Annotated in this window: 10 protein-coding genes; 9 read left to right on the top strand and 1 reads right to left on the bottom strand. The window is 60.0% G+C overall.

What is annotated here, in order from left to right:
* Positions 1-9: 9 nt before the first annotated feature.
* A complete protein-coding gene (locus LBW87_RS00820) occupies positions 10-690 on the bottom strand; it encodes a phosphatase PAP2 family protein (protein ID WP_225199542.1) in 681 nt (226 codons plus the stop codon).
* A 161-nt stretch (positions 691-851) separates the two neighbouring features.
* On the opposite strand from LBW87_RS00820, the gene epsL reads away from it, so the two are divergent.
* The 9 genes from epsL (at position 852) to LBW87_RS00775 (ending at position 12,093) form a co-directional block, all read left to right on the top strand.
* Positions 852-2,105: an XrtB/PEP-CTERM-associated polysaccharide biosynthesis outer membrane protein EpsL gene (gene epsL, locus LBW87_RS00815; RefSeq protein WP_225199541.1), complete on the top strand. Its 1,254-nt coding sequence runs from the start codon at positions 852-854 to the stop codon at positions 2,103-2,105.
* An 8-nt stretch (positions 2,106-2,113) separates the two neighbouring features.
* Entirely contained in the window at positions 2,114-3,526 is a 1,413-nt protein-coding gene (locus tag LBW87_RS00810) for an undecaprenyl-phosphate glucose phosphotransferase (protein WP_225199540.1), read from the top strand.
* Positions 3,527-3,662: 136 nt separating this feature from the next.
* A complete protein-coding gene (locus tag LBW87_RS00805) occupies positions 3,663-4,568 on the top strand; it encodes an EpsD family peptidyl-prolyl cis-trans isomerase (protein WP_225199539.1) in 906 nt (301 codons plus the stop codon).
* Positions 4,569-4,678: 110 nt separating this feature from the next.
* The gene (gene epsE / locus LBW87_RS00800; RefSeq protein WP_320442704.1) at positions 4,679-5,431 is read left to right on the top strand and encodes a polysaccharide export protein EpsE; all 753 of its coding nucleotides are present in this window, start codon (positions 4,679-4,681) and stop codon (positions 5,429-5,431) included.
* Positions 5,432-5,491: 60 nt separating this feature from the next.
* A complete protein-coding gene (gene epsF, locus LBW87_RS00795; protein WP_225199537.1) occupies positions 5,492-6,901 on the top strand; it encodes a chain length determinant protein EpsF in 1,410 nt (469 codons plus the stop codon).
* A gap of 48 nt (positions 6,902-6,949) precedes the next feature.
* Entirely contained in the window at positions 6,950-7,834 is an 885-nt protein-coding gene (epsG, locus tag LBW87_RS00790) for a chain length determinant protein tyrosine kinase EpsG (RefSeq protein WP_225199536.1), read from the top strand.
* 182 nt (positions 7,835-8,016) lie between these two features.
* Positions 8,017-9,720, top strand: a complete 1,704-nt coding sequence (xrtB, locus tag LBW87_RS00785) for an exosortase B (protein WP_320442703.1) — start codon at positions 8,017-8,019, stop codon at positions 9,718-9,720.
* Positions 9,717-10,898: a glycosyltransferase gene (locus LBW87_RS00780; RefSeq protein WP_225199534.1), complete on the top strand. Its 1,182-nt coding sequence runs from the start codon at positions 9,717-9,719 to the stop codon at positions 10,896-10,898. The genes xrtB and LBW87_RS00780 overlap by 4 nt, the downstream gene beginning before the upstream one ends.
* 13 nt (positions 10,899-10,911) lie before the next feature.
* The gene (locus tag LBW87_RS00775; RefSeq protein ID WP_225199533.1) at positions 10,912-12,093 is read left to right on the top strand and encodes a glycosyltransferase; all 1,182 of its coding nucleotides are present in this window, start codon (positions 10,912-10,914) and stop codon (positions 12,091-12,093) included.
* Positions 12,094-12,095: the final 2 nt, after the last annotated feature.

The raw sequence follows: 12,095 nt of genomic DNA, 5'->3' as shown, positions 1-12,095 counted from the left end.
GCCTTTAATTTATAGCGGTTGGGTCCTGCCGTAGACCGTGGAACGACCGGACAGGGTCATGGCGATCTGCATCAGCAGATCCTGGGTTGGCGCCGGGGTGCCGTTGGTCGCCAGCATGATCAGCATCAACAGTAATGCGACCAGGGAGCGGCCGCGCAGTGGTCTGGTGCCAGCGGCAGGTGGGCGAAATCCGCGTCTGAAAACTAGCGCGGCGATGATCCCCAGCGCGACGCCGGCGATCACTTCGGATGGCGAGTGCACCTTGATGGCCAGCCGCGAAATGGCAATGAGCAGCACCAGGCCCAGGCTTGCGGCGATCGTCAATAGCTGTTTGCGATGCGGTGCAGCATGTGAGTAGAGTAGGGCGAGCGACAGATAAAGCGTCGTGGCAGAAGCGGCGTGGCCGCTGACACCCGTAAAATTTAGTAAAAGCGGCGCGATTTGCCAGCCCATGAAGATAATCTTGGTCAGTGAGACGAATAGTATCGTCAGACCAAAACAAAGTGCCCAGCGGATTGACTGGCGCCAGAGACGATTAAAGCAAAGCCAGAGATAGATCAGGAGTGCCGCTGGCACCGTGAAGCTGCTATCTCCTAGAAAAGTAACTAGATTCCACATAATTTCCTGTTGTCCTACAAGCGGTGGCGAGCTTATCTGATTGATGTTTTCTGCAGATAAAACGACTATCACATAAATTTCTGGTTGGCAATAATCCTGCTTAGATTTTTTTGCAAAATCACAAAAAATGATGCATGATTGAGCCTAACTTTTTTCCTGTTGCGGCGCAGCAATTTGGCGGAAAACAAGCATCCTTTGTTGCAAATTTATAAAAAGAAAGGGCATTGGGTAGAATGACGTTGCAGGTAAATACCAGTTTTTCTATCCGGGTCGCATCAGGGATCATTGCGGTTCTGACAAGCTCATTGGCTTGCGCCCAGCAGAATTACACCTATGCGAATGCTCCCGTCAATGACGACGTAGTTACGCCCTACGCGCAATATTCGATTACGTATGACGACAACGTCTTGCGGCTGCGCGACGCGGCCCAGGCGCAGTCCGTAATGGGAACCGACAAGATGTCGGACTCATACAGCACCACCGTCGGTGGGCTGCGTATTAACAAGTTGCTCGGGCGTCAGCGTTTCACGATCGACGCCAGCGTTAACCGCACCAAGTTTGATAATTTTTCAGCATTCGATAACGACGGCAAGGACCTGAAGGCTAACTGGAGCTGGGTTGCTGGCCGTTTTCTGAGTGGTGGCGTGGGCTATGTGTACTCGCAAGCGCTGACACCATTTCAGAATTTCCGTGTTTTCGAGCGCAACATCCGTACCACGCAAAGCAAGTTTGCGTCGGTGGGGCTGAAGATGCATCCGGATTGGACGCTACGCGCGTTGTTTACGCAGTTGTCGCTGGGATACAGCATTCCTTCGCAGCAGGTCAATACCTTTACGCAGAACATTTCCGAGCTCGGTCTCGACTATACGCCGCGCAGTGGCAGCACGGTCGGCGTGCAAGCCCGGCACACGGTAGGCAACTATCCGTATTCGACAACGATCAATGGCGCGTTGATCAATAACTCTTTCACGCAGGACGAACTCAAGGCCAAGGTGTTGTGGTTGTACAGTGGCAAGACGCGTTTGCAGTTTCTGGGTGGCATGGTCGATCGCAAGCGCCAGAGCGGCGGAAGTACTAACTATTCCGGGTTCAATGCGCGCTTGATCGGCGACTGGTTGGCCACTGGCAAGACCTCGTTTTCGATGAATCTTTGGCGCGAGATCGGTGGTCTCAATGACGTGGACGCGAACTATGCGCTCACCAATGGCGTCAGTCTGGCCGCCACGCTGGCGTCGAGCGACAAGTTGCGCTTCGACGGCTTGATCGATTACGAAAAACGAAACTACAACGGCGCTGTCCTGATCCAAGGGCTGACCCCGTCGGGTCGCCGCGACAAGTATGAAAGAGCCACTCTGAGCGTGACCTACATGCCGATCAACTCGCTGTCGTTGGTGGCATCGATCTACCGTGAAAACCTGCAGTCCAATATCGACACTTTCGGATACGTCTCCAACGGTGTGGCATTGACAACCCGCTACGAGTTTTGAGGCCAGCAATGAAAGAAATGCATGATCATATGCCGCTGTCCAACATCAAGCCGCATTCGCTGGCGATGTTGTTCAAGCGCGTGCTCGAGCCGGCCCTGATCGTCTGTTATCTGTGGCTCATCACCAAGGTCGAGCACCTGCCATTTACGGGCGACTACTGGGTGCTGTCGATCATGACGTTCTTCGTCAGTTCGTATGTGTTCGGCGAGCTGCATGAGCGTCGCCTGCGCAAGAATGCCAAGGCCATCAAGCTGGTCAGCCCGATCTTCATCGACTGGATCCTGATCGTTGCCATCCTGGTGTTGCTGGGTTACGTATGCGAGTTCTACAGTCAGTTTTCGCTGCGCGTCATCATGCCGTGGATCATCGGTGCGCCATTTGGCCTGCTGGTGACCCAGCACATTCAGCAGCGCGTCATGAAAGACCTGCGCACCAAGGGCGATGTGCAGAAGGCCATCATCATCGGCGTCAATCCGACCGCCCTGAAGCTGGCCGAACGCCTTAACGATTATCCGACGCTGATGGTCGACCTGGTCGGCTTCTTCGACGACCGCGCGATCGGTCGCCAGCCGGCTGGCACCTACACGCCGCTGTTGGGCGGCATGCTGGAAGTGGGCGCCTATGTACGCGAGCACGGCATCAACAGCGTCTATATCAGCATGCCCATCTCGGCCCAGCCACGGGTGCTGCAAGTGATCGACGAACTGCAAGACACCACGGCCTCGATCTACTTCATTCCTGATATCTATATCTTCAACCTGATTCAGGCGCGCTTCGACTATGTCGGCGGCATGGCGGTGATGGCGATCTGCGAGACCCCGTTCCATGGCATGAACAATTTCGTCAAGCGGGTCAGCGACATCGTGCTGGCCTCGGTGATACAGCTGCTGTTGCTGCCGGTGATGCTGGTCATCGCCATCTGCGTCAAGGCTACCTCGCCAGGCCCCGTGATCTTCAAGCAGCGTCGTTACGGCCTGGATGGCGAAGAGATCGTGGTCTATAAATTCCGTTCGATGACGGTGATGGAAGACGGCGGCGCCGTGACCCAGGCCACCAAGGGCGACATGCGCCTGACCAAGATCGGTGGCTTCCTGCGCAAGAGTTCGCTCGATGAATTGCCCCAGTTCTTCAATGTGCTGCAGGGGCGCATGAGCATCGTCGGGCCGCGTCCGCATGCGATCGCCCACAACGAGCTCTATCGCAAGCAGATCAAGGGTTACATGTTGCGTCACAAGGTCAAGCCCGGCATCACCGGCTGGGCCCAGGTCAATGGCCTGCGCGGTGAAACCGAGACCCTCGACAAGATGAAGGCGCGCATCGAGTTCGATCTGGAATACCTGCGTCGCTGGTCGTTGGTGTTCGATCTGTGGATCATCTTCCAGACCGTGCGCATCGTGTTGAAACGCGATAACGCTTACTAAGTATTTGACGGCATGACGCTGGCCATGTCGGCCAATGAGAATGTTGCCTGGTGCACCTTCGCGCCCGCCTGGCTGTGTCCGGCGAGCCGGGGAGCCAGTTGAATCGAACCAAGAAAACAAGAAAATGCGAATTGAAATGCGAAAGCCCAAATTGTCTCGTGGTCTCATTTTTGCAGGCGTGTTGCTGGCGCTGGCCGGATGCGGTGAGAAATCCAAGGATTCCAGTCAGTCGCTGGTGAGGATCAATGGCAGTGAAATTACCATTCACCAACTCAATGCCGAAGTGAAGACGTCGCCGAACTTGCCGATGTCGACGCTGCTCGAAGCGTTGATCAATCGCCAGTTGCTGGTGGATGCGGCCAAGAAAGCCAAGCTCGATGAAGATCCGGCGGTGCTGGCCGAATTGCAGAAGGCGCGCGACACGGTGCTGGCGCAAGCCTACGTGGGCAGCCGTACCGGTAACGTGACGCCGCCGAGCGAGCAGGAGATCGCCCAGTTCTACAAGGACTCGCCCGACAGTTTTGGTCAGCGACGCCAGTATGAATTCAATGAATTGATCATCGAGCCGTCAGCCATGACGCCCGAGATCGAGAAGTTCATGACCGGTAAGAAAAGTATCGATGAAGTGGCTAACTTCCTCAATACCCAGCGCGTGCCTTTCCGGCGTGAAACCGTCAACCGTTTCAGCTCCGAGTTGCCGCCGGTGATGGCCACTAGCTTGCGCACCATGGAACTCGGCACCCTGTTTGTCGTCAAGGAAGCCGGGCAGACGCTGCTGGTGTCCCTGGCCGACTCCAAGTCGATTCCGCTGGGCGCAAATGCAGCCGCACCGCAGATTCGCCAGTTGCTGACGGCCCAGAAGTATACCGAGCAGGTCAACGCGCAGATTACGCCGCTGAGGTCTGCGGCCAAGATCGAATACCTGGCGCGCGGCGAAGCGATCCTGAAGGCGGCGCCCGCTGCAGCCAGCCCGGCCGCCGGCGCGGCAGGCAAGAAAGCCGATGACGGGCACATCCAGCGCGGAGTGGCCGGATTGAAGTAACAGATGCGGCAACAGGCAATCCCCCAGTCCCGATATCCAATCAATATTAAAAACGCAGTGCAATCGAGGTGGCAAAGATGAAAAAAATGATGGCTTGCTTGGCTCTGATCATGATGCTCTTCCAGGGAGGAGCGCATGCGGCGGACGTACCTTTAGGTCCTGGCGACGTGGTGCGCGTCACCATTTATGGCGACGTCAACCAACCGACCGAAACCCGGGTCACCGAAAGTGGCACCATCACCGTGCCGCTGATCGGCGAAGTGCGCGTGGTCGGCCTGTCGTCGACCGGCGCCGAACAGAAGATTGCCAACCAGTTGCGCGACAAGGGCTTCATGCGTGACCCGCAGGTCAACGTGCTGGTGACCAACATGGTCAGCCAGCAGGTGGCCGTGCTGGGGCAGGTGACCAAGCCTGGCCGCTACGTGCTCGACGGCCCCCGCACCGTGACCGACATGGTTGCCAATGCCGGAGGCGTCACGCCTGATGGCGGCGACATCGTCACCCTGGTGCGCACCGATGATGGCGTCACCACGCGCGAACAGATCAACCTCTGGGAGTTGAGTAATGGCGGTGACCAGGCCAAGAACGTCGTGCTGCAGAAGGATGACGTGCTGGTGGTGGAACGCGCCCAGAAATTCTTTATCTATGGTGAAGCTCAACGGCCTGGCATGTATCGCCTGGAACACGCCATGACCGTGCTGCAGGGTCTCTCGGCCGGTGGTGGCCTGACCACACGCGGCACCGAGCGCGGCATGAAGATCAAGCGTCGCGGCGCCGACGGCAAGTTGACCGAAATCAAGGTCGACGATGACACCTTGCTGCAACCGGACGACATCCTGTACATCCGCGAAAGCTGGTTCTGATTAGTCGCACAGGCCTGTTTTGACCGTACCGAACCAGAATATAAGATCGAGAGTCTGCTCATGAATTTTGCCCAGTTATTTCTTATCCTGCGCGCGCGCAAGGGCCTCATCCTGAAGGTGCTTGCCACCGTGGTGCTCGTCACCGTGGTATTGAGCCTGCTGATGCCCAAGACCTACAAGGCCAGCACCAGCCTGGTGATGAACTTCAAGGGCACCGATGCGCTGACCGGTCTGGCATTGCCAGCCCAGTTGACGCCGGGCTACATGCCCACGCAGGTCGATATCATCAACAGCAAGGCGGTCGCCCTGAAAGCGGTGGATGCGTTGAAACTGGCGCAAAGTGCAGACGCGCGTCGCCTGTATGAAGAGCAGACCGGCGGCGTCGGCGACTTCCGCGACTGGCTGGCGCAATTGCTGCTCAAGAAGATCGACGTGGTGCTTTCGCGTGACAGCAACGTGCTCGAGATCACCTACAAGAACAGCGACCCGCAGTTTGCCGCGGCCGTGGTCAACGCCTTCGCCACTGCCTATCAACAGGTCAGCATCGACCTGAAGGTGGCGCCGTCGCAGCAAGCGTCGAGTTACTTCGCCGCTGAAATCCAGCGTCGTCGTGAAGCCTATGACGAAGCGCAGCGCAAGATGTCGAAGTACCAGGAAGATAACGGCATCGTCAATACCGACAATCACTACGATGTCGAAAACACCCGTCTGGGCGATCTGTCGACGCAACTGGTGATGGCCCAGGCCCAGGCGATGGAGGCGACTTCCCGTCGTGCTGCCGCCAGCGGTCCTGGTGCAAGCGAGTCGCCTGACGTGGCCAACAATACGCTGATCCAGACGCTCAAGGCCAATCTGGGCGTGTCCGAATCCAAACTGGCGCAGTTGTCGCAACGCCTGGGCACCAAGCACCCTGATTACCTGTCAGCCAAGGCCGATGCCGACAACCTGCGCGCCGAGTTGAACCGCCAGATCGGCATCGCCTCCAATTCCGTGGGCAACAATGCGGCGGTATTCGTCAAGCGCGAAGCCGAATTGCGCGCCGCTGTTGCCTCGCAGAAAGCCAAGGTATTGGACCTGAACCGCAAGCGCGATCAATTGTCTGTACTGCAACGTGAACTCGACAGCGCACAGGATGCCTACAAGACGATCTCCCAGCGCGCTACCCAGGTGAACCTGGACGTGTCGGCGGTGCAGTCAGACATCGGCGTGCTGTCGGTGGCTTATCCACCACTGCAGGCATGGGCACCAAAGATTCCGCTCAACATCATCCTGTCATTGTTCGTTGGTACATTCCTGGGTGTGCTTGCAGCTCTGGTGCTGGAATTGCTGAACCGTCGCGTGCGCTCGACGGCCGACATGCAGGGCCTGGCCGGCGGCCCTGTGCTGGGTGTGATTGAAAGGGCGCAAAAGTCGACGCTGACCAAGCGTCGCTTCTGGCAGCGTCGTAAAACGGCGGCCCTGGGCGCTTGATGCGTCCCGACTCCTGCGATTGAGCCACCTCACCGGAACCAGAACAATATGACAACCGCACAATTTCAATCCGAACCCACCAGCAGTGCCGGTGGCAAGCTGCCAGGCCGTTCGATCGGCGCCATCCTGATCGACAGCGGCGCGCTGACCCCTGACAACGCCGAGCGCATCCTGCGTCTGCAAAAAGAGAAGGGCATGCGCTTCGGCGACGCCGCCATCGAGTTGCGCCTGCTGACGCAGGAAGACATCGATCAAGCCTTGTCGAGCCAGTTCGATTATCCCTATTTGCGCAAGGGCCAGAGCGCGGTCAGCGCCGAGCTGATTGCGGCCTACAACCCGTTCGATGCGCAGGTCGAGGCGCTGCGCGCACTGCGTAGCCAGCTGATGTTGCGCTGGTTCGATACCGAAGCCGATCGCAAGGTGCTGGCCGTGACCAGCCCGGGCCGTGGCGAAGGTCGCAGCTTCCTGGCCGCCAATCTGGCGGTGGTGTTTTCGCAACTCGGCGAACGTACGCTGCTGATCGACGCCGACATGCGTCATCCGCGCCAGCATGAGTTGTTCGGCCTGAAGAATTCCAGTGGCCTGTCGTCGATGCTGACCGGCCGCGGCGAAGATCCCGTCATCCGCATCCCGGCCTTGCTCGGCCTGTCGGTGTTGCCGGCCGGTCCCAAGGCACCCAACCCGCAGGAACTGCTGGGCCGCCCGGCCTTTACGCAACTGCTGGCTGAGCTGGCGCCTGCCTTCGACGTGATCCTGATCGATACCGCCGCCGGCAATGAATACGCCGACGTCCAGACCGTCGCGGTGCGCGCCGGCGCTGCCATGATCGTGGCCCGCAAGCACCTGAGCCATGTGTCGGCAGTGCGCGGCTTGAGCGAGCAGTTGTCGCAGTCCGGCGTGGCAGTGGTCGGTTCCGTTCTTAACGAGTTTTAAGCCATCCCGACGCAGCAAGCTATCGGGGGTGTCACTTGCGGCATCCCGGGCGGCTTGCGCCCTCAAGGTTTATTAGTTTACTGATTTTCCCCCGATTTTCGTTTGATGTTCGTTCGTCAGCATCGGAGTCGGATCTTCCGTTTTTCGAGAGTCATCTTATGTCCGTAACAGGTATCCAACGCGTGGAGTCACCAGCAGACCGCCTGCCCACCGGCAAGCGCGGCCTGCTGTTGCCATGGCTGGTGGTGGCGCTGGGCATCCTGTTGCTGTACGTGCCGACCGTGATCGACCTGTTCCATGGCCCCTGGGGCACCGAGCGCAATGCGCACGGCCCGATCGTGCTGGTCGTGTCGTTCGGGTTTTTCTATATCCGCATTCGGCAGTTGCTGCGGGCCGGCGAGATCGTGCGCGCGCCGCGTCCGGTGCTGGGCGCTGTGGTGCTGGCGCTGGGGCTGTTGAGTTTCGTGCTGGGCCGCTCGCAAAGCCTGCACGTGTTTGAAGTCGGTTCGCTCATTCCGGTGCTGGCTGGCGTCATCATTTTCTTCTATGGCTGGCAGACTTGCCGCCGCATGTGGTTTGCTTTCTTCTTCATGCTGTTCATGATCCCGCTGCCGTCGACGTTCGTCGATGCGGTGACCCTGCCGATGAAGATCGCCGTCTCGGCGGTCACGCAACTGGTGTTGCACGGCATCGGGTATCCGGTCGCGCGCGACGGCGTGATCCTTGTGATCGGCCAGTACCAGTTGCTGGTCGCCGACGCCTGCGCCGGACTCAATTCGCTCTTCACGCTGGAAGCGCTGGGTCTGCTGTACATGAACCTGGTGCGCCACCATTCGGTGTTGCGCAATACGGTGCTGGCGATGCTGATCATCCCGATCTCGTTCGCCTCCAACACCATTCGCGTGATCATCCTGGCCTTGATCACCTACTACCTGGGCGACGCTGCCGGCCAGGGCTTCCTGCACGGTTTCGCCGGCATGGTCCTGTTCCTGACTGCGCTGGGCTTGATCATGGCGATCGACAATACGCTGGTGTGGCTGGTCGAGCGCCGTGAACGCTCCCGCCACAAAGCGTTGTCGACCAGCGCCGCGCCGGCACCCGCCAAGGAGTCGCAAGGGCTGCTGTGGCAGCGCAATGCCGGCCTGTTCGCCATCGGCGTCAAGGGCGCGGCCGCGTTGGCCGTCACGATGGTGGTGACCCAGGGCATTTCGATGGTAGTGATGCCACAACCGGAAGTGGTCGGTCGCACGCCCGAGATCGAAACACTGATTCCACATCGCTTCGGCCAATGGATAGAAGTGCCTTCGCCGTATCTGCAGGTCGACTTGTCGGTGAGCGAGGAGGGCGGCAACAGCAGCGAGCAGCCTTACGACGCGGTGGTCATGAAGACCTATCGCAACGCCCAGGGCGAACAGGTGATGCTGGCGCTGGCCTATGCCCGCCAGCAGCGCCAGGAAGTGAAGATTCACCGCCCCGAAGTCTGCTATACGGCGCAGGGTTTCGTCGAACTCGATCATGCCCGGGCGGACTTCGCCGCTGCCCCCGGCATGACGGTTTCCGGTGACCGATTCCTGATGCAGAACAAGAACCGCATCGAGGCCGTCAGTTACTGGATCCGCATGGGCGACGCCTTCCCGCGCGGTGGCTGGGAAACCCGCATGAAGTTGTTGAAGGACGGCCTCGACGGCAAGGTGCCGGACGGCATCCTGGTGCGCGCCTCCAGCCTGATGACCGACCCTTCGCAAGTCGAGGCGGCCTACGCCTTGCAGGAAGGTTTCCTGAAGGACCTGGTGGCAGCGGTCGGGCCGCAGGCCAAGGCCTTGCTGCTCACTGGCGGCGCCGACAAGCTCAACGTGGCCATGGCCGATACCGGAGCAATCAAATGACAGCCTTGCTTTTTCTGCTGGCGGCGGTGTGCATCCTGCTGGCCATCCATCCCTTCATTACCTATCCGCTGTCGCTGCTGCTGTTGCGCGCAGCCGGCGTGCGCGATCACCACGCCGCCAACGCCACGCTGTTGCCGCTGGCCGATTCGAGCAAGTTGCGCTTCGGTATCTGCGTGTGCGCCTATAACGAAGAAAAGGTCATCGCCGACACCATCACGCGCCTGATCGCCCTGCGCCAGGCCGAGCCCGACCTCGAGATTCTGGTGCACGTCGACTTCTGCAGCGACCGCACACCCGAGATCGCGCGCCAGTTCGAATCGCAACTCGACGGCCTGCTGATTGCCGACCGTCGGCGCGGCAAGACCGAAGGCATGAACCGGCTGGTGGCGATGTCGAAGGCCGACATCCTGTGCTTCACCGACGCCAGCGTGGAAATCGATGCCCAAGCGTTCGCGCATTTTCGCCAGCACTTCGCTGATCCCGAGGTGGGAGCGGTCTGCGGCAAGCAGGTCTTCACCGATCACAATGGTTCGGTCAATGCAGCCTCCAATGCCCTGTACTGGCGCATCGAAGAAAAGATCAAGCAACTGGAAAGCGACATCGGTTCCATCATGACCCTGGACGGCTCGCTGTACGCGTTGCGCAAGCCGCTGCGTCATGCGCCGCCGGAAGACATCGTCGACGATTTCTTCATCCCGTTCATGATCATGGCCGACGGCTATCGCGTGATCCAGTCGCAACACGCGAAGTCGTCCGAGCCGTCGGTGACCAACGATGGCGAAGAGATGCGGCGCAAGATTCGTATCGCGGCCCAGGGTTTCAATGCCCACCGCACGCTGTGGCCGGTGATCTCGAAGATGAGCGCCCTGACGCTCTACATGTACCTGTCGCACAAATTCATCCGCTGGTTCGGCATCGTGTTCCTGGTGCTGGGTTGGCTGCTGCTCGAACTGGCGCTGGTGGCCTCGGGGACCGGCTGGCTGGCCCTGGCGCTGCTGGTGGTGACGGCGCTGACGCTGGTGCTGGGCCTGAAGCTGCGCATCAAGCCGTTTTCCACCGTGACCAATATCCTGATGGCCTTCGTCGGCGCCGGCCTGGGCGTGTGGCAAGGCATCACCGGCGCGCGTTACCAGGTATGGGAACCCCCCACCAGTGCGCGCAAGGCAAAAGACAAGTAAAGGCAGGCTGACAATGAAATGTTTATGGATTGCTCGTGAAACCCCGTTCCCGGCCGACAGTGGCGACCGGATCTACACCGCACAATTGTCGGAGTCGTTCGCCGGCGCCAACGGCGAACTGACCTTCATCGGCATCGCCGACCAGCACACCAAGGCGCCGCCGGCGGGCAGCCGCATTCAGTGGAAGAGCGTCGATGGCGGCCGCTACGGCACCGCGCGCTCGCTGCTGTCGACCATGCCGCTGGTGGCCGCCATGCATGCCACCGAGCGCTATCGCGCCGAGCTGCGCGCGCTCTATGCGCAACCGTGGGATGCGATCGTGTTCGACCATTACGCTTCGGGCTGGGCGCTGCGTGAATTCCAGCGCAGCAAGCTGGCGCAGTCCGGACGTCGTCCGCGCCTGGCCTACATCGCCCACAATCATGAAGAAAAGGTCTTGCGCGCAGTCGCCGCCGATTCCGATGCCGGCCTGATCAAGCGCGCCGGTTTCTGGCAGAACTACTTCAAGGTCAAGGCCATGGAGCGCCACATGGTCGACACGGTCGACGTGGTCACCGCCATCACCGCCGAAGACGCCGCCGCCTTCACTGCACAAAGCCCGGGCATCAAGACCCTGGTGCTGACGCCGGGTTACAACGGCCGGGTCAACGAAAGCCGTCGCATCGATGCCGCTGGTCCGCGTCACGTGATCATGGTGGGCTCGTTCCGCTGGGCCGCCAAGCAGGACAACCTGCGCCAGTTCCTGCGCATTGCCGACAGCATATTTGCCAACGCCGGCATCGTGTTCGATGTCGTGGGCGATATGCCGGCTTCGCTGCGCAAGGAGCTCGAACCGGGCCTGAAGGCGACCGTGCTGCACGGTTTCGTCGACGATCCGGCGCCAATCTATGACAAGGCCCGCATTGCGCTGGTGCCGGAAGCCATCGGCGGCGGTTTCAAGCTGAAGTTCCTCGACTACATCTTCCAGCGCCTGCCGGTGGCCACCTTGAGCGACGCCGTGGCAGGCCTGCCGGCCGAGTTGCGCGAGCAGATGATCCAGTCGCCCGACCACGCGGCCCTGGCGCATGCGGTGGTGGCGCGCATCGACGATGCCGCCGGGCTCGACGCCATGCAGGACACCGCCTTCGAGCGCGCGCGCAGTCTGTTCCGCTGGAGCGACCGCGGACAGGCGCTGTTGTCGGCACTGGCGGCTTGAGG

This window comes from Herbaspirillum sp. alder98, assembly GCF_020179755.1.
Lineage (GTDB): Bacteria > Pseudomonadota > Gammaproteobacteria > Burkholderiales > Burkholderiaceae_D > Herbaspirillum.
Note: the sequence above shows the minus strand (reverse complement) of the source record. Positions and strands in the feature narration are given on the sequence as shown.

Bases quoted from the DNA above. Each gene is read 5' to 3' on its own strand.
- epsL (WP_225199541.1), top strand. From the start codon at position 852: ATGACGTTGCAGGTAAATACCAGTTTTTCTATCCGGGTCGCATCAGGG.
- LBW87_RS00810 (WP_225199540.1), top strand. From the start codon at position 2,114: ATGAAAGAAATGCATGATCATATGCCGCTGTCCAACATCAAGCCGCAT.
- LBW87_RS00805 (WP_225199539.1), top strand. From the start codon at position 3,663: ATGCGAAAGCCCAAATTGTCTCGTGGTCTCATTTTTGCAGGCGTGTTG.
- epsE (WP_320442704.1), top strand. From the start codon at position 4,679: ATGATGCTCTTCCAGGGAGGAGCGCATGCGGCGGACGTACCTTTAGGT.
- epsF (WP_225199537.1), top strand. From the start codon at position 5,492: ATGAATTTTGCCCAGTTATTTCTTATCCTGCGCGCGCGCAAGGGCCTC.
- epsG (WP_225199536.1), top strand. From the start codon at position 6,950: ATGACAACCGCACAATTTCAATCCGAACCCACCAGCAGTGCCGGTGGC.
- LBW87_RS00780 (WP_225199534.1), top strand. From the start codon at position 9,717: ATGACAGCCTTGCTTTTTCTGCTGGCGGCGGTGTGCATCCTGCTGGCC.
- LBW87_RS00775 (WP_225199533.1), top strand. From the start codon at position 10,912: ATGAAATGTTTATGGATTGCTCGTGAAACCCCGTTCCCGGCCGACAGT.